Origin of the sequence: Jatrophihabitans sp. (genome assembly GCA_036389035.1) — a bacterium.
Lineage (GTDB): Bacteria > Actinomycetota > Actinomycetes > Mycobacteriales > Jatrophihabitantaceae > Jatrophihabitans_A.
This window is the reverse complement of the sequence record DASVQQ010000015.1, coordinates 13,547-30,986: the sequence shown is the minus strand read 5'-3', so window position 1 is coordinate 30,986 and position 17,440 is coordinate 13,547. Positions and strand designations below refer to the sequence as shown.

The window sequence follows — 17,440 nt, the reverse complement described above, 5'->3', positions numbered from 1 at the left end:
CAGGCGCTGGGCGGTCATTCGATCTCGATCTTCGGGCTCAGGGCCAGCACACCCGGGTCGTTGGCGCTGTTCTCCACCTGGAAGGACATCGCCCGGTCGATGCGGTGGTAGTCCGGGCCGGTCTTGGGATGCACCGCCAGCGTCACGAAGTACTGGCCCTCGGCGACCGGTAACTGGTCGAAGCGGAACCGGACGGTGCGGGTGCCGGTGATCGGGGCGACCGCGACGTTCTGCAGCACCGTGTTGGTGCCGTAGATCAGCAGCCCGGAGGCATCGGTCAGCGCCACCCCGGCGGCCCAGTCGGTGACCGCGGCGGCGCCGGCCTCGGCGCTGATGTCGAACTCCACCGCGACGCTGGACCCGACCGGGTAGGTTGCCAGCCGGTTGCCGGCGGCGTCGACGGTGCGCGGGTCCGAGATCGTCAGCAGGTGGTTGCGGGCGGCCTGCTCGACGTGGTCCCGCTCGGAGTTGGCCTCGCGGAAGTGCCGGACCGCCTCGCCCGGTGAGCCGTCGACCACCACAGAGCCCGCGTTGAGCAGCACCACCCGGTCACACATCTGCCGGACCTGCTCCAGGCTGTGGGTCACCAGAATGATGGTGCGGCCGTCCTGCTGAAACTGCTTGATGCGGTCCAGGCACTTGCGCTGGAACGGCTCGTCGCCCACCGCGAGCACCTCGTCGACCAGCAGGATCTCGGGGTCGACGTGGATCGCCACCGCGAAGGCCAGCCGGACGTACATGCCGGAGGAGTAGAACTTCACCTGGGTGTCGATGAACGGCTCGATACCGGAGAAGTCGACGATCGAGTCGAAGTACTGGTCGGTCTGCACCCGGGTCAGGCCCAGGATCGAGGCGTTGAGGTAGACGTTCTCGCGGCCGGTCAGGTCACCGTGAAAGCCGGCCCCGAGTTCGAGCAGCGCCGCGAGCCGGCCGCGCCGCTCGACGAAGCCGTCCGAGGGCGTCAGGATGCCGCCGATGATCTTGAGCAGGGTGCTCTTGCCCGATCCGTTGCCGCCGATCAGGCCGAGCGTCTGGCCCGAGCCGATCTCGAGGTCGACGTGGCGCAGCGCCCAGAACTCCTCGATGTTCGCGCGCGACCGGCGGGCGTTGACCAGCCGCTCCTTCAGCGATTTGTCTTTGCGGATCACGAATTTCTTCGAGACGTCGGTGACCCGGATGACGGGAGCGCCGGTCACGGGATCAGAGCTCCTGCGCGAAGTTGCCTTGAGCCTTGGCGAAGATTCGCTGGGCCAGCCACAGGAAGACCAGACCGGCCAGCAGCATGATGCCCAGCCGGCCGTAGATGTTGCCGTCAAACTCGAACTCGGTGCCGTCGCCCTGCGGCCAGAAGAACGCCTGGAAGCTGAACACCACCGGCGCCATCGGGTTCATCAGGTACAGCGTGTAGAGCGTCGAGGGCAGCTCGCCGCTGACCCGGCGGACGTTGTAGATGATCGGCGTGATCCAGAACCACAGCATCAGCACCACGGTGATCAGGTGCTGCACGTCACGCAGGTAGACGTTCGCCGCGGCCAGCAGCAGGCCCAGCGCGGTGGCGAAGACGACCAGCACCACCAGCCCCAGCAGCGGCAACGGCAGCTCGCTCGGATCGGGCCACTTGCCCGTGTTCAGGCCGGCGATCACCACCGCCCCGAACAGGATCACCAGCTGGAACAGGAAGTTCACCAGCGCGGCGCCGGTCGCGGCCAGCGGGAACAGCTCGCGCGGGAAGTAGACCTTCTTCACCAGGCCGGAGTTGAAGACGATCGAGGTGGTGGCGGTGCTCAGGATCTCGGAGAACAGCGTCCAGACCGCCAGGCCGCAGAAGATGTAGACGCCGTAGGCGGGAATCGCGCCGGCGCCGAGGAACTTGCCGATCACCAGCCAGTAGACGAACAGCTGCACCAGCGGCAGCAACAGGCTCCAGACGAAGCCGAGCACCGAGTCCTTGTACTTGACCTTGAGCTCTTTGCGGATCAGGTTGCCGAGCAGCTCGCGGTACTGCCAGATTTCGCGCAGCGTGTCACCGAAGCCCCGGAAGAAGCTGCCGGGTGCGTTGATCCGCTGGAGCGGGTGATCCGACGCCCCCGCCCCCGCGGTCATCCGCTCCGGCAGCTTCGTTCCGGCTGCGGTCATGGTCCTCATTCTGATCGTCGGGAAGCGCTCTCACCCGGCTCACCGGGCTGGCTGCCAACAGCACATGTTACCGACCATCCGCCGATGGTCGGTCCCAGCGCGCCTGAGCTCAGGCGGATTGCTGCCCGGACGGCTCAGTCATCCGGCCGGTTTCAGTTGTCCGGGTTGTCGACGTTGCCCCGCCACGCGCCGTCCTCGTGGCCCTTGCCCTCGATGTAGGACTTGAACCGCTCGAGGTCGGCCTTGACCTGGTGGTCATCGACGCCGACCAGCGCGCCGGCCTTCTCCACGATGCCTTCGGTCTCCCAATCGATCTGGACGGTGACCCGGCTCTCACCCTCGCCCAGCCGGTGGAAGGTGACCACCCCGGCGTGGGTGGTGCCGTCGGTGCTCTTCCACGCCACCCGCTCGTCGGGGTGCTGCTCGGTGATCTCGGTGTCGAACTCGCGGGTCACGCCGCCGATCTTGGTCACCCAGTGGGTGTGGGTGTCATTGAGCTGGGTGATGGATTCCACGCCGCCCATGAAGTGCGGAAAGGATTCGAACTGCGTCCACTGGTTGTACGCGGTCCGCACCGGCACCGACACGTCGATGGACTTCGTCACGCTAGGCATATCTGGCCCCTTTCGAGTACGGGTCCCCTGTGGTTTCAGGGCCCCAGCCACCCGGACGGCCGACCAGCGGCCGATCAGCCACCAGCAGCGACCAGCCGGGAGGCACCTATGCCACCTTACTGAAAGCCACCGGAGGCCGCCCGAACCCACCCAAGCCGCACGCGTTGGTCCAGCGCCTGGGGCGCTGCCATGCTCGGTGGATGACTGACGCGCTGGTGATCGGCGGCTCGAGCCGGATCGGGGCCGCGATCGGCCGGACGCTGGCCGCCCTCGGCCAGCACGTCACCCTGTGGGGACGGGACCCGGGCCGGCTCGACCTGGCCGCCGAGCAGATCAGGGCGGCCGGTGGCCGGGCCGGCAGCAGGGTGGTCGACGTCCGCGACCGCGCGGCGCTGGGCGAGGCCGCCGAGCAGGTGCTGGCCGGCTCCCGGCTGGCGGCGGTGGTGTGGGCCGCCGGGCTGTTCGACTGGGCCGACGCCGACCAGGCTGAACCGGACACCTGGGATCAGCTCTTCGACGTCAACCTGGTCGCGGCCGCGACGGCGACCAGGCTGCTGCTGCCGGCGCTGCTGGCCGGCGCCCCCAGCTCGCTGATCTACCTCGGCTCGGGCGCGTCCCGGCAGGCGTTCGCCCACAATGCCGCCTATGTGGCCAGCAAGCACGGGCTGGCCGGGCTGGCCGGCGGGGTCTGGCTCGACGTCCGCGACCGCGGGGTCAAGGTGAGCCTGATCGCTCCGGGCCTGGTCGCGGCCGGCGCCGGCCTGCGCTCACCACAGGGCCAGTCGAACCCGGAGCAACTGCTGCAGCCCGAGGACGTCGCGGCGGCGGTCGGATTCGTGGTGACCTTTCCCGACCGGGGCTGCCCCACCGAGATCAGGCTGGAACCGCAGCGCGGCTGAGGCGCCCAGCCCCGGACGTCCAGCCCCCGGAGCCCCGGACGTCCAGCCGGGCCGTCCTGCTCAGAGCCGGGACAGGTCCGCCTCGACCATCGCCGTGACGATGGCGGCGAAGTCCAAGGTCGGCGACCAGCCCAGCACCGTCCGGGCCTTGGTGGCATCGCCGCGCTGCTCGGCGGCGTCCACCGGCCGCACGAACGACGGGTCCACCCGCACCCTGGATTGCCAGTCGGCGACGCCGGCCGCCTCGAAGGCCGCCGCCACGAAGTCGGCCACCGTGTGCGACTCGCCGGTGGCGATCACGTAGTCATCGGGCTGCTCGTGGCGCACCGCCCGCACCATCGCCTCGACGTAGTCCGGGGCCCAGCCCCAGTCCCGCCGGACGTCCAGGCTGCCCAAAGAGAGGCTGTCCTGCTGACCGGCCGCGATCCGGGCGGCGGCGGCGGTGATCTTGCGGGTCACGAAGGTCTCGGGCCGGCGCGGGGACTCGTGGTTGTAGAGGATCACCGCGCTGGCGGCCAGCCCCCGGCTGCGAAAGATCGAGGTCATCTGATGGGCGTAGGCCTTCGCCGCGCCGTACGGGGTGCCCGGCCGCAGCGGGGTCAGCTCGTTCTGCGGCGCCTGCTCGGGGTTGCCGAAGATCTCCGCGCTCGAGGCCTGCAACACCCGCACCGGACGCCCGACCTGCTCCTGCAACCGCCAGCAGGCCTCCAGCACCGCCACCGCGCCCAGGCCCGACACCTGCCCGGTCAGCACCGGCTGCTGCCAGGAGAAGGCCACCGAGCTGATGCCGCCGAGGTTGTAGACCTCGTCCGGCTCCAGCTCGGCGATCAGGCCCCGGATCCGGTCGCCGTCGGTCAGGTCGCCTTCGTGCAGCACCGCGCCTGGGCAGCGCTCGGTCAGCGCGCCGGCCTGCTCGTCGTGGCCGTGCACCAGTCCGTGTACGGCCACGCCCTCAGCCAGCAGCCGCTCGGTGAGGTAACCGCCGTCCTGGCCGGTGATGCCGGTGACGAAGGCCGTCGGTCCGCTTTCGGGCCTCACTTGCCTGCCAGTGCTCGCTGCTCGGCCAGGTCGGAGTCGACCATCATCTCCACCAGTTGCTGAAAGCTGACCGTGGGCTGCCAGCCCAGCCGCTGGTGGGCCTTTCTCGGATCGCCGATCAGCAAGTCCACCTCGGCCGGCCGGAAGAACCGCGGGTCCTGCAGGACGTAACCCTCCCAGTCGGTGATCCCGGCCCGCCGGAAGGCGATGCTGAGGAACTCCCGGATCGAGTGGGTCTCACCGGTGGCCACCACGTAGTCATCGGCGTCGTCCTGCTGCAGCATCCGCCACATCGCCTCGACGTAGTCGCCGGCGAAGCCCCAGTCCCGCTTGGCCTCGATGTTGCCCAGCGAGATGTCCTTGTCCAGGCCCAGCGCGATCCGGGCCACCGCCATGCTGATCTTGCGGGTCACGAACTCCGGGCCGCGCCGCGGCGACTCGTGGTTGAACAGGATGCCGGAGGAGGCGTGCATGCCGTAGGACTCGCGGTAGTTGATGGTCATGTAGTGGCCGAACACCTTGGCCACCCCGTACGGCGAGCGCGGCCACAGCAGCGTCGACTCGCGCTGCGGGACCTCCTGGACCTTGCCGAACATCTCCGAACTCGAAGCCTGGTAGAAGCGCACCTTGGAGATGTCGTCACCGGCGTAGAGCCGGGTCGCCTCCAGCATGTTCAGCACGCCCATGCCGGTGACGTCGGAGGTCAGCCGGGCGTTCTCCCACGAGTAGGCCACGAACGAGATCGCGCCAAGGTTGTAGACCTCGTCCGGCCGGGCCTGGGCGTAGGCGCGGATCAGACTGGACAGGTCGGTCAGGTCCCCGGTCAGCAACTGGACGCCGGGCACTTCCTGCTCGACCAGGGCCCGCTTGGGGTTGTTCTGGCCGCGGATCAGCCCGAACACCTCATAGCCCTTGGCCAGCAGCAACTCGGCCAGGTACAACCCGTCCTGCCCGGTGATTCCGGTAATCAGCGCGCGGGGCATGTGCGACCTTTCACGTTGGCAGTCAGAGGGCAGTCAGGCTGGCGAACCGGCGCACCCCGCGGCCGCGAAGCGCGTGGGTCAGGGTACCCGGCAGCTGCCCGCCGACCGCTCAAGCCCAGCGGCCGCGCGCGAGCCCAGTAATCGCGCTCAGCTCAGTGGTCGCGCTCAAGCCCAGTAGTCGCGCTCAGCTCAGTAGTCGCGCCCGACGCCCACCGTGTCCTTGCCGTCGTGGTTCCAGTCACCGGCCAACGGTCGGTCACCGGCCAGGCCGTAGCGGGTACGGGCCGCCACCGGGCCGCCGAGGACGTTGACCATCGAGAACAGGTTGCCCTGGTACCCCCCGTAGCTGTCCGAGCCGTTGCCGTCCCAGTCACCGGCGACCGGGACGGTGCCGGCCAGGCCGAACTGGTAGCGCAGCCGGGGCGAGCCCGGCGCCAGGGTGTTGACCAGGTAGAAGGTCGTGGTCTTGGGGTCATACACCCCGGGGGTGGCGGCCTTGTTGCCGTTCCAGTCACCGGCCACCGGGATCGCGCCGGCGCCGCCGAGCAGCACCTGGGTCAGCGGGCTGCTCGACGTCCGGTTGTTGGTGTTGAGCAGGTAGAACATCGAGTTCGAGGGCCGATAGACCCCGACCGTGTCGGTGCCGTTGCCGTCCCAGTCACCGCAGACCGGCCGGTCACCGGGAGCGCCGAGGCGCACCTGGTGCAGCGTCGCGTCGGCGGCGAAGGAGTCGCGGTAGTAGAAGGTCGCGGTGGACGAGCGGTACACCCCGCCGCTGTCGGTGCCGTCGCCGTTGAAGTCGCACGCGAACGGCTGGTCGCCCTTGATGCCGAAGGCACGCGCGACCGCGGTCGTCGGGCTGCTCAGGGAGTTGGTCACATACATCGTCGGAGCGGTCAGCGGCTTGGCCACCTTGAACCAGTCCGACTTCAGGCCGAGGGTGGTGCGGAACTGGTTGCCGGTGACGGTGACCGAACGCGAGCTGCCCTTGATCACCGCTGAGAGCACCCGGCCGCCGTCTGCGCCGAGGCCGTTGCCGGTGGTGCTGATCGACTGCAGGGTGCCCACCCCGAAGGCGTTGCCGATGGTGGTGGCCGGGATGCTGATGGACCAGTTGTGGTTGGGCGAGACCGTGTCACCGAGGTCCTGCACGGCCGGGAAGGTGCCGCCGGCGGTCCAGCCACCGGTCGAGGCGCTGAACTCGGCCGACATGACCGCTCCGCTGGAGTTGGTGAGCACCTTGCCTGCCGTGCTGGAGATGGCGGTGTTGGTGCGGGGATCCTCGATCAGGACGCCGTCGAGCGCCGCGCCGCCGTAGACCTGGCAGCTTTCGGTGTCACAGGTCCGAGCCCAGCTGTACCGGTTCTGCGCGGCCGAGTAGGACCGGGCCGCGACCGCCTGGGCCTGCAGCGCGGCCATGCCCTTGCCGCCGGCCGCATCGCCCCAGTACGCCGGCGACTCCCGCGGCACCACTCCGCGCAGGTAGTCGTCCATGGCGACCAGGTTGACCAACCGGCTCGCGCCGCCGCCATAGGTCAGCGACAGCGAGCCCCGGTAGGTCCGGGTGGAGCTGCCGGAGCAGATGCTGAGCATCGAGGACAGCGAGCTCGGCGGCACCGAGGACCGGATCGCGCCCGAGGTGACCGGCCGGGTGGCCGACCACGGCTTGCCGCAGCCGGGGCTGGTGGCCAGCTGGTAGGAGTTCGTCGAGACGTAGCGCAGCAACGCCGCGCCGCCGGCCGGGATCGCCACGCCGCCGGCGGTGAAGGCGCTGCCGGAGGTGACCACCACCTGGTTCTTGCCGATGAAGGCGCTCAGGTCGACGCTGAGGGTGCCCAGGCTGCGGGTGGCCAGGGTCGCGCCCCGGTAGAAGTGCCCCAGGATCTGGGTGTGCGTCCAGCTGTAGTTGGTGGCGTAGCCGAAGGCGCCCCACTGGCCCATCCCCCGGCCGTGACCGTGGCCGTGGCCGGTGATGCTGACCTGGCCGTTGGGCCAGGAGGCAGCCGCCGGAGCAGGCGACACGACCGCCAGCGTGGTGCAGGCCAGCACGCCGCCGACCACGGCAGCGACCGCCCGCCTACGTCGTCCGTTTCCGCTGGAAGTGGTCCGGCTGAGAGATCGGGTCCTGAACATCTGCGTCACCTCGGGCGGCCCGGCCCGATAATGATGAGCCGATAAGTCCGGATAGGGGCGGTTGAAACCGCCGGGAGTCAATTTCCTTACGGCTTTACCTATTGGCCGTTACAGAGGCGATCTGAGTGATCCGGAAGGACTCTAACCCCGCCGCGTAGTGCAGCGCACTATCAGAACGGCGGCTATTCAGCTGCTTTTCGGCCTCAAAACTCTAAATATTTCAAGCCTTTTACAACCTTGATAAGTTCCGCGAATTGATCAGGCCGGGAACGGCTCAGCCGGCAGGTAGGCGGCGCGGTCCTCGGCGAACGCGCGCCGCAGCGCCGCCCGCCAGTGCGGCATCGGGCTCAGGCCGGCGTCGCGCCAGACCTGATCCGACAGGACCGAGTAGGCCGGCCGCGGCGCCGGTCGCGGGAACTTGTCGGTGGTGGTGGGCAGCACTCGCGCCGGGTCGGCGCCCAGCTCCTCGAAGACCGCCCGGGCCAGGCCGAACCAGCTGGTCTCGCCCGAGCCGGTGCAGTGATAGAGGCCGGGCGGAGCCGCGCTGCCGGCCAGCTCGACGAGCCCGCGGGCCAGGTCGGCCGACCAGGTGGGTGAGCCGCGCTGGTCATCGACCACCTCGACGGTGTCGCGGGACTGCTCCAGGCGGGCCATCGTCTTGACGAAGTTCGAGCCGATGGCGCCGTACACCCAGGCGGTCCGCACGATGTAGCCGTGCTCGGGGGCCAGCTCGCGGACCGCCAGCTCACCCGCCAGCTTGGTGCGCCCGTACGCCGAACGCGGATCGGGCTCGGCGTGCGCCGGATAGGGCTGCTCGGCCTCGCCGGCGAAGACGTAGTCGGTGGACACCTGCAGCAGCCGCGCGCCGGTGCGGGCCGCGGCGGCGGCCAGCAGCGCCGGGCCGGCGGCGTTCACCGCGAAGGCGCGGTCCTCCTCGCTCTCGGCCTGGTCGACGGCGGTGTAGGCCGCGGCGTTGACGACCAGCTGCGGCTCGAAGTCGGCGAACACCGCCCGCACCGACGCCGAGCTGGTGATGTCCAGCTCCTCGGATCCCAGGGCCAGCAGCTGGGCCGGCTCGACGCCGGCGCCGGCCAGCACCCGGCACAGGTCGCTGCCGAGCTGGCCGCGAGCGCCGGTGACCAGCCAGCGGGACGGCTGCCCGCCGTTCCGGTGCGATCGGGTCACGATCGGTCCGGTCACGTGCGGTCCGGTCACGAGCTGTCCGGGAGGGCGCGCATACGGCCATGCTCGCACACGCCGGGATCGGGTTCGGAGGTGTGTCGAGCCCGGTCTCCGGGCGTGCGCGGCTTCTGAAGTAGCACACAGCTGGCCACCGATAGACTCGCTGACGTGCCCTCCAACAACGACCGACCGCCTGGCGGCCGGCCGTATCCGGCTGATGGCGATTTGCCCCCCGAGCTCGACCCGCGCCGCGGGCGGACCCGGCCGCCGGCCAGGAACACCCAAGCGCAGGGCAACCAGGGCGCCCCATCGCCTAGTGCCGGCGCCCCGTTGCCGCCCGAGCTCGATCCGCGCGGTCGCCAGGCCGGCCGCACTCGGCCCTCGGCAGGCTCGGGACAGCCGCCGACCGGCCGCCCACCGGCAGGCCGTCCAGCGGCAGGCCGTCCAGCGGCCGGACCGGCTGGCCGGCCGAAGTCCGACCTGCTGCACGGCGCCGCGCTGGGCCTGCGGATCGTCCTGACCCTGTGCTCGCTGCTGGTCCTGATCGGCAGCGGCTGGGCCTGGGCGACGTACCGCAACTTCAACGCCGACATCGTCCGGCTCGACGCCATCTCCCCCGAGGGCAGGGCAGCCGACGGCGGCATCGACGGCAAGGCCCAGAACCTGCTGATCGTCGGCAACGACGACCGCGACACCGCCAGCGACGCCGAGCTGGCCAAGCTGGGCACCACCCGCGACGGCGGCAGCTACAACACCGACACCATGATGGTGCTGCACCTTCCCGCCGACGGCAGCAAGGCCACGTTGATCTCGTTCCCGCGCGACTCCTACGTCACCATCCCCGGCCACGGCAAGAACAAGTTGAACGCCGCCTACCCGATCGGCGTCCAGGCCGCCAAGGGCGACAAGGCCGCCGGCGCGCGACTGCTGGTCAAGACCGTCGAGAACCTGACCGGGCTGAGCATCGACCACTTCGTCCAGATCGACCTGCTCGGCTTCTACCGGATCTCCAACGCCATCGGCGGCGTCGAGGTCTGCCTCAACCGCGCGGTGAAGGAAACCAACTCGGGCATCGACCTCAAGGCCGGTCCCCAGATCATCAAGGGCACCCAGGCGCTGGCCTTCGTCCGGCAGCGTTACGGCTTTCCGCAGGGCGACCTGGACCGGATCAAGCGCCAGCAGTACTTCCTGTCGGCGGTCTTTCGAAAGGTCTCCTCAGCCGGCACCCTGCTCAACCCGATGAAGCTGCAGAACCTGCTCAAGGCGGTGTCGACCTCGCTGCAGATGGACCCCGGCCTGGTGCCGCTCAAGCTCGCCCAGCAGATGCAGAACCTGCAGGCCGGCAACTTCTCGTTCACCACCATTCCCACCCAGGGATTCGTCGACGAGAACATCAACGGGACGATCCAGAACACCGTGGCGGTCGACGCGGCCGCGATGCCGGCCTTCATCGACAAGCTGATCGGCGCCGAATCCAACTCCCCCTGGACGAAGGCCAAGCCGGCGGATCCCTCCACGGTCACCGTCCGGGTCATCAACAACACCAACGCCAACGGGCTGGAGACGGCCAACGCCCAGGCGCTGCAGGCGGCCGGCTTCAAGACCGAGATCCCGCCGGCGACTTCTGACGTGGTGGCCAAGACCTCGATCCTCTACGCCCCGGGGCAGGAGGCGGCGGCCAAGGCCCTGCAGGCCCAGGTGCCCGGCGCGGTGCTGGAGCGCACGGCTGACGTCAGCTCGGTGACCCTGGTGCTCGGCAACAATAAGGTCCAGGTCAAGAGCCTGATGCCCGCGCCGGACCCCAAGCCCTCCGCCAGCAGCACGGCCAAGGGGGTCACCCCCTCGCCGGCCGTGACCACGGCGGCCGACGCCGGCTGCATCAACTGATCGCCGCCGTTGCCTTCGATGTCGACAGCAGGCCCTGAGCAGCTCTTCGCCGCGCGGCTGGCCGCCGACCCGGGCGGCCCGCTGGTCACCTTCTACGACGACGCCAGCGGCGAGCGCGCCGAGCTGTCGGCCAAGTCGCTGGCCAACTGGATCGCCAAGACCCACTTCCTGCTGATCGACGAGCTCGGGACGGCGGTCGGTGATCGGGCCTTCGTCCGGCTGCCGGTGCACTGGCTGGCGGCGCCGATCCTGCTGGGCTGCTGGTTTGCCGGCCTCGAGGTGGTCAATGACCCGGCGGCTGCCACGGTGGCCTTCGGCGACGCCGACTCGCTGCTGCAGGCGCTGCCCGGCACCCAGCCGGACCGGCTGGACGGCGCGTTCGCGGTGTCGCTGCTGAGCATGGCCAGGCCTTCGACACCGCCGCCGGGAATGGCCGACTACGCCAGCTCCGTGCGCCCGATGCCCGATGCCTGGGCAACGGTTCAGGCCCAGGCCGGGCCGGAGCAGCCGGGGCTGGCCGGGCGTACGCGGGCCGAGCTCGGCCGGGCCGCGCGGCAGGCGGCCGACGAGCTGGGGCTGGCGCCTGGCGGCAGGCTGATGTGGAGCGCGCCCTGGACCGGGCCGCGGGACTGGACGGCGTCGCTGCTCGCGCCGCTGGCCGTCGGCGGCTCGGTGGTGCTGGTGCGCAACCCGGACCCGGCCAAGGCGGCCGCCCGGGCCGGGGCGGAGAAGGTCACCGCCAGCTTCTGATGGCTGCCGGGGGGCTGCCTGGGGCTGCTGCTCGGCGGCGGGTCGGCCACGTGATGCCGCGCCCAAGCCCGCTGACTAGAGTGCGGGGACCGACCTCGTCCGGTTGTCGGGGCAGCCCCCGCTGTGTCGGAGGCGGCCGCGCCGGACGTCCGATCGATGAGCGGGAGAGGCACAGGCGTGGACAAGGTGGTGGCAACGGCCGCCGAAGCGGTGGCCGACATCGGTGACGGAGCTTCGCTGGCAGTCGGTGGTTTCGGGGTGTGCGGCATTCCGCACGTGCTCATCCAGGCGCTGCTCGAACTCGGCAGCGGCGAGCTGGAGACCGTGTCGAACAACTGCGGGCTGGACGAGGCGGGCCTGGGCATCCTGCTGGGCGCCAAGCGGATCCGGCGCACCATCGGTTCCTATGTCGGGGAGAACCGCGAGTTCGCCCGGCAGTACCTGGGCGGCGAGCTTGAGCTGGAGCTGACCCCGCAGGGCACCCTGGCCGAGCGGCTGCGAGCCGGCGGCTCCGGAATTCCGGCGTTCTACACCCCGGCCGGGGTGGGCACCCTGGTCGCCGACGGCGGCCTGCCGTGGCGCTATCACCCGGACGGCACGATCGCGCTGGCCTCGCCGGCGAAGGAGGTCCGCGAGTTCAACGGCCAGCAGTACGTGCTCGAAGAGGGCATCGTCACCGACTTCGCGCTGGTGCGGGCGGCCCGGGGCGACCGGCACGGCAACCTCAGCTACGACGCCTCGGCCCGAAACTTCAACCCGCTGTGCGCGATGGCCGGACGGATCACCATCGCCGAGGTCGAGCAGCTCGTCGAGCCCGGCGAGCTGGACCCCGAGCAGGTGCACACCCCCGGGGTGTTCGTGCAACGGGTCGTCGAGGTCGGCGAGGCCGGCAAGCTGATCGAGAAGCGCACCGTGCGCGAGCGGTCCGAGGCCGGGGTGGCGGGCGCGGGACAGGGTTCGGAGCAGGGCGGACAACAGGAAAGCGCAGGCTGATCGACGATGGCGCTCAACCGCAACGAACTCGCCGCCCGGGTGGCCCGCGAGCTGCACGACGGCCAGTACGTCAACCTCGGGATCGGGCTGCCGACCCTGGTCCCGAACTACGTCGACCCGGCGATCACCGTGGTGCTGCAGAGCGAGAACGGCATTCTCGGAGTGGGCCCGTACCCGCTGGAGAGCGAGCTGGACGGCGACCTGATCAACGCCGGCAAGGAGACCGTCACGGTGTTGCCGGGGGCGTCCTTCTTCGATTCCGCGCTGTCCTTCGGGATGATCCGGGGCGGCCACATCGATGTGGCGGTGCTCGGCGCGATGCAGGTCGGAGCAAACGGTGACCTGGCGAACTGGACCATTCCTGGGAAGATGATTAAGGGAATGGGCGGCGCGATGGATCTCGTGCACGGGGCGAAGAAGGTGATCGTGATGATGGAGCACGTGGCCCGCGACGGTACCCCGAAGGTGGTCCAGCAGTGCTCGCTGCCGCTCACCGGAGCTGCCTGCGTGCACCACATCATCACCGATCTGGCGGTGATCGACGTCCGGCCCGAGGGCCTGGTGCTGCGCGAGCTGGCACCCGGTGTGACGGTGGACGAGGTGCGCGCGGCCACCGAGCCCGAGCTGACCGTCGCGCTGGCCGGCTGAGGCGGTCGGAGAAAGATGTTGGACCCGGCTGAGCTGTTCCAGCTGATCGAGGAGCTGCCCGACCTCGACCAGCCGGTTCTGGTGCTGGCGCTGGACGGTTTCGTCGACGCCGGCAACGCCGCCCAGCTGGCTCGCGCCCACCTGCTCAGCACGCTGGAGTCCCAGGTGATCGCCACCTTCGACATCGACCAGGTCTTCGACTACCGGGGCCGGCGTCCGGAGATGCTGTTCGTCACCGATCACTGGGAGAGCTTCAACGCCCCGCAGCTGAAGATCCACGCGGTGCGCGATGCGGCCGGCACCCAGTTCCTGCTGCTGGCCGGGGCGGAGCCCGACATCCAGTGGGAGCGTTTCGCCGAGGCGGTGCGGATGATCGTCGAGCGGCTCGGGGTGCGGATGCTGATCGCGCTGGACGCGATCCCGATGGGGGTTCCGCACAGCCGGCCGTCCACCGTGATCGCCCGCGGCAGCTCGCCGGACCTGGTCGGCGAGTACAGCAACTGGCTGGGCACCGTCCAGGTTCCGGCCAGCGCCGGGCACCTGATCGAATTCCGGCTGAACGAGGCCGGGGTGGGCTCGATGGGCTTCGCGGTGAACGTGCCGCATTACCTTGCCCACCTCGACTACCCGGCCGCCGCGTTGACCCTGATCGAGTGCATCGCCAAGGGCGCCGGCCTGGTGTTGCCCACCGAGGCGTTGCAGGAGGCTGCCGCGGCCAGCCGGATCGACCTGGACAGCAAGGTCGCCGCGTCCGAGCAGATCACCGCCGTGGTCCGGGCGCTGGAGTCGCAGTACGACGAGATCGTCGCCGGACGCAGCCGGGGACTGGTCGCCGAGGGCGCCCGGCTGCCGACCGCGGATGAGATCGGCGCGGAGTTCGAGCAGTATCTGCTGCAACAACAGGATAATCCTGGGGGTCCGGGCGTCACTGGCGATCATGAGGACCCGGGGAGTCCTGGTGACCCTGGTGACCCTGGCGGCCCTGGTGACCCTGGCGGCCCTGGCGGCCCTGGCGGCCCTGGCGGCCCTGGCGACCCTGGCGACCCTGGCGGCCGGCCTTCCGCCTGAGCTGTTATTCGCTCGCCGGGGCCGGCCCTCGGGGTGAGAATGCACCGGTGAGCATGGTCATCGAACCTGAGCGCCCGGCGGATCACGCGGCCGTCCGCGCGGTGGTGGGCGCCGCCTTTGCGGATGAGCCGAGCGTCGTGGACCTGGTGGAGCTGATCCGGGCGTCACCGGGGTACCTGCCGTCGCTCGCGCTGGTCGCGCGGGTCGATGATGAGGTCGCCGGCTTCGTGATGTTGAGCCGCGCCGAGCTGGTCTCCGATTCCGGCTCGCGGCACCCGGTGTTGACCCTGTCGCCGCTGGCGGTGGCGCCGGCGCTGCAGGGTCGTGGCATCGGTTCAGCACTGGTGCCGGCAGGTCTTGCCGCGGCTGAGCGGCTGGGTGAGCAGCTGGTGGTCCTCGAAGGCAGCCCGCGGTACTACCCGAGGTTCGGCTTTCGCGACTGCCGCCCGTTCGGCATCCAGATCCACCTTCCGGACTGGTCGGCGCCGGAGGCGGGGATGGTGTTTCCCCTTTCTGCCTATGATGGGCGAGCGCGTGGCTGGGTCGTCTACCCGCCGGCGTTCGCCGTTGTCGGCGCGGGGTGAGACGGGAGTTCCACGTCGCCCGTCGATCCTGTCCCCGCCTTACCGACACGAGTACTCCGACTGCTGGTTCTCGTCCGTGACGGTGGCCCGGGATTGCGGACGTCAGCAGGTACTTTTCGATTCGCCCAGCCTGTGGATAAGTGCTGTCACTGAGCTGGTTCTGTCGTACCCCGGGCCTAGTGTCTGATGTATGGAACCGCTGCACAACGGAGGCGTCTCGGCCGGCTTGGCCGACTTGGCTAGTGCTGCGCAGGCATATCTCGACTCGATCGCTAACTGGCTGATCCGGCTGTCTGATGCCGACGTGCTGTCCGAGCTGCGCGAGCTGGAGGTGTTGCGGCGGCGGTTGGCGGTCGTTGACCACGCGTTGGTCGGCGAGCTGGACCGGCGCGGGCTGGCCGGTCAGTTGGTGATGGCCAGCACGTCGGCTGTGCTGCAGGGGTTGCTGCGGCTGTCACCGCACGAGGCGAAAGACCGGGTTCGAGCCGCCCGCGCCTGCGGCCCGCGCCACACCCCGACCGGTCAGCCGCAGCCCGCGCTGCGTCCGGCGCTGGCCGCCGCCCAGGCCGACGGCTCGATCTCGACCGAGCACACCACGACCGTCCTCGCCGCCCTGAGCGACCTGCCGAGCACGGTCAGCGCCGAAGACCAGTCACTGGCCGAGAAGCACCTCGTCGAAGCGGCGACCACCCTGCGACCCCGCGAAGTGGCCGCGGTGGGCAGGCGAATCCTGGCCCATCTCCACCCCGACGGCACCCTGGCCTCCGAGGCGGAGCAGCGCCGCCGCCGCGGGTTCACCCTGCATCCCGAGAGCGACGGCAGCTACACCGCCCGCGGGCGGCTGACGGCACGCTGCGGCGCGCTGCTGCTAGCCACCCTCACCCCGCGCTCGGCGCCGCAGCCTACCGGTGAGGCCGGCCCTGACCCGCGCAGCCAGCCCCAGCGGATGCACGACGCCCTGCAGGACCTGGCCGGCGTCGTCGTTCGGCGCAATGAGCTGCCCGAGTCCGGCGCGCCGGCGCAGGTCATCATCACCCTGACCGCCGACCAACTCGCCAGCCGCCAAGGACTCGCACAGACAAGCTTCGGCCAACAGCTGGGCGTGAGCCAGGCACTCGCACTGGCCGATGAAGCCGCGATCAACCTGCTGCTGACCGACTCCACCGGCGCGGTGCTGGCCCACCGGCGCACCAAACGCATCGCCACCCGCGGCCAGACCCTGGCCCTGATCGCCAGGGACGGCGGCTGCACCTTCCCCGGATGCGACAAGCCACCCGAATGGTGCCAGCGCCACCACATCACCGCCTGGGCCGACGGCGGCCCAACCGACCTCGACAACCTCACCCTGCTCTGCGGCTACCACCACCGCGAGTTCGACCGCGCCGGCTGGACCTGCCAACTCACCGACGGCCAACCCCACTGGATCCCACCAGCCTGGATCGACCCCACCCGAACACCCAGACGCAACCACCGCATCACCAGGCAATAGCCAGGGCCACCGACCTCGACAACCTCACGCTGGCCTGCAGTTATCACCGCCACTCAGCCGAGAATGACCTAGCCAGGCGAGCCGCGATGTGCCGCGATGTGCCGCGATGTGCAACGGCTTCGCCGCAGTCATCGGTAATCCGCGTAGGCGCCGCCACTCGGCCCGCTCTCAGGATTCCGGGTCGTACCCGATCTCCCGGACCTCCTGCGCGCAACGGCAGCTGCTGGCGAGTCGAGCAGCCCATTGCAGCGCCTCCTCACGAGAGGGCACCTCGATGATCGAAAACCCGCCGATGCCCGCCTTCGTCCTCGGGTCGGGGCCGTCCGTGGCTGTTCCGTCGATGGCCACGATGGTCGCCCTCTGGCGCTCAACGCCGGCGCCGAAGATCCAGACTCCTGCGTCCTTGGCTTCCTGGACCACTGCGCGCGTCCTCTCACCCACCTCAGGCAAGTCCTCGTCCGGGATGTGGTCCATCGAGCCGTCGTCGAACGAAATCAGGTACCGCTGCATCTGATGACTCCCCTCCCCGGCAAACTCCTGCTGTCGATGCGTCGCTGACCGAGGCTACTGCGCTGGCTTGCTAGCGGACCGACCACTCACGATCTGTGACGTCCAGCTCGTGAAACGTCCGGCCGCTGTCGATGAACACCCGGCCACCTGGCGCGAGCGCGGTTCTGATGCGCGACATCGCTTGCCGGCCCGCGGCGGGATGGCGGCCGTCGAGCGCACCTACCCGCACGGCGAAGACGATGTCGAAAGGAAGGTCCTCGGGTTCCAGAACGAATGACTCCACAGCACTGTGGCGGACAGTCATGCGTCCAGAGGCGATCTCGCTCACCGAGCCGGCGCGCGCCTGTGCCACTGCCTTGGCAGATCGGTCGATCGCGAGGATGTGACCGCTGTCCAGCCGGCGTGCGATGGCACGCGCGGCGGCGCCGGACCCACATCCGATCTCCAACACGCGCGACTGTGGGGTGAGCGGCAGGGCATCCACGACAGCTGCCAGCCGCGGTGAAAGCTCGGACGGCATGGCCTC

The 17,440-nt window shown here is 69.9% G+C and carries 17 protein-coding genes; 8 read left to right on the top strand and 9 right to left on the bottom strand.

Going from position 1 to position 17,440, the window contains the following annotated elements; translation table 11 throughout:
* Positions 1–14 precede the first annotated feature (14 nt).
* The 3 genes from VF557_11030 to VF557_11020 all read right to left on the bottom strand — a co-directional run bounded on the left by VF557_11030 (position 15) and on the right by VF557_11020 (position 2,750).
* On the bottom strand, positions 15–1,196 hold the full coding sequence (locus tag VF557_11030) for an ABC transporter ATP-binding protein (GenBank protein HEX8080734.1): 1,182 nt from the start codon (positions 1,194–1,196) through the stop codon (positions 15–17).
* Between the two features lie 4 nt (positions 1,197–1,200).
* Complete coding sequence (locus VF557_11025) at positions 1,201–2,136, bottom strand: ABC transporter permease (GenBank protein ID HEX8080733.1); 936 nt, start codon at positions 2,134–2,136, stop codon at positions 1,201–1,203.
* Between the two features lie 152 nt (positions 2,137–2,288).
* Positions 2,289–2,750 (bottom strand): SRPBCC family protein, encoded by a 462-nt coding sequence (locus VF557_11020; GenBank protein ID HEX8080732.1) that lies wholly within the window; start codon positions 2,748–2,750, stop codon positions 2,289–2,291.
* A gap of 200 nt (positions 2,751–2,950) precedes the next feature.
* On the opposite strand from VF557_11020, the gene VF557_11015 reads away from it, so the two are divergent.
* A complete protein-coding gene (locus VF557_11015) occupies positions 2,951–3,649 on the top strand; it encodes an SDR family NAD(P)-dependent oxidoreductase (GenBank protein HEX8080731.1) in 699 nt (232 codons plus the stop codon).
* A gap of 60 nt (positions 3,650–3,709) precedes the next feature.
* On the opposite strand, the gene VF557_11010 is transcribed toward VF557_11015, so the two are convergent.
* From VF557_11010 to rfbD, 4 genes are all read right to left on the bottom strand, one after another.
* Positions 3,710–4,687: a GDP-mannose 4,6-dehydratase gene (locus tag VF557_11010; GenBank protein HEX8080730.1), complete on the bottom strand. Its 978-nt coding sequence runs from the start codon at positions 4,685–4,687 to the stop codon at positions 3,710–3,712.
* Entirely contained in the window at positions 4,684–5,670 is a 987-nt protein-coding gene (locus tag VF557_11005) for a GDP-mannose 4,6-dehydratase (GenBank protein HEX8080729.1), read from the bottom strand. Before VF557_11005 ends, VF557_11010 begins: the two co-directional genes overlap by 4 nt.
* Positions 5,671–5,859: 189 nt before the next feature.
* Complete coding sequence (locus tag VF557_11000; protein ID HEX8080728.1) at positions 5,860–7,803, bottom strand: SpoIID/LytB domain-containing protein; 1,944 nt, start codon at positions 7,801–7,803, stop codon at positions 5,860–5,862.
* A gap of 258 nt (positions 7,804–8,061) precedes the next feature.
* Positions 8,062–9,003, bottom strand: coding sequence for a dTDP-4-dehydrorhamnose reductase (gene rfbD / locus VF557_10995; protein ID HEX8080727.1), 942 nt, complete (start codon positions 9,001–9,003; stop codon positions 8,062–8,064).
* Between the two features lie 150 nt (positions 9,004–9,153).
* On the opposite strand from rfbD, the gene VF557_10990 reads away from it, so the two are divergent.
* From VF557_10990 to VF557_10960, 7 genes are all read left to right on the top strand, one after another.
* Complete coding sequence (locus VF557_10990) at positions 9,154–10,872, top strand: LCP family protein (protein ID HEX8080726.1); 1,719 nt, start codon at positions 9,154–9,156, stop codon at positions 10,870–10,872.
* An 18-nt stretch (positions 10,873–10,890) separates the two neighbouring features.
* Positions 10,891–11,622, top strand: a complete 732-nt coding sequence (locus tag VF557_10985) for a TIGR03089 family protein (GenBank protein HEX8080725.1) — start codon at positions 10,891–10,893, stop codon at positions 11,620–11,622.
* 177 nt (positions 11,623–11,799) lie between these two features.
* Positions 11,800–12,615, top strand: a complete 816-nt coding sequence (locus tag VF557_10980) for a CoA transferase subunit A (GenBank protein HEX8080724.1) — start codon at positions 11,800–11,802, stop codon at positions 12,613–12,615.
* Positions 12,616–12,621: 6 nt separating this feature from the next.
* On the top strand, positions 12,622–13,263 hold the full coding sequence (locus VF557_10975; GenBank protein ID HEX8080723.1) for a CoA transferase subunit B: 642 nt from the start codon (positions 12,622–12,624) through the stop codon (positions 13,261–13,263).
* 15 nt (positions 13,264–13,278) lie between these two features.
* Positions 13,279–14,331, top strand: coding sequence for a PAC2 family protein (locus tag VF557_10970; protein ID HEX8080722.1), 1,053 nt, complete (start codon positions 13,279–13,281; stop codon positions 14,329–14,331).
* Between the two features lie 53 nt (positions 14,332–14,384).
* Positions 14,385–14,915 carry an N-acetyltransferase gene (locus VF557_10965; GenBank protein ID HEX8080721.1) on the top strand — a complete coding sequence of 177 codons (531 nt, stop codon included), beginning with the start codon at positions 14,385–14,387 and terminating at the stop codon, positions 14,913–14,915.
* Between the two features lie 190 nt (positions 14,916–15,105).
* Positions 15,106–16,404 carry a DUF222 domain-containing protein gene (locus VF557_10960; GenBank protein ID HEX8080720.1) on the top strand — a complete coding sequence of 433 codons (1,299 nt, stop codon included), beginning with the start codon at positions 15,106–15,108 and terminating at the stop codon, positions 16,402–16,404.
* Between the two features lie 168 nt (positions 16,405–16,572).
* On the opposite strand, the gene VF557_10955 is transcribed toward VF557_10960, so the two are convergent.
* Entirely contained in the window at positions 16,573–16,914 is a 342-nt protein-coding gene (locus VF557_10955; protein ID HEX8080719.1) for a YciI family protein, read from the bottom strand.
* Positions 16,915–16,984: 70 nt separating this feature from the next.
* Entirely contained in the window at positions 16,985–17,434 is a 450-nt protein-coding gene (locus VF557_10950) for a class I SAM-dependent methyltransferase (protein ID HEX8080718.1), read from the bottom strand.
* Positions 17,435–17,440: the final 6 nt, after the last annotated feature.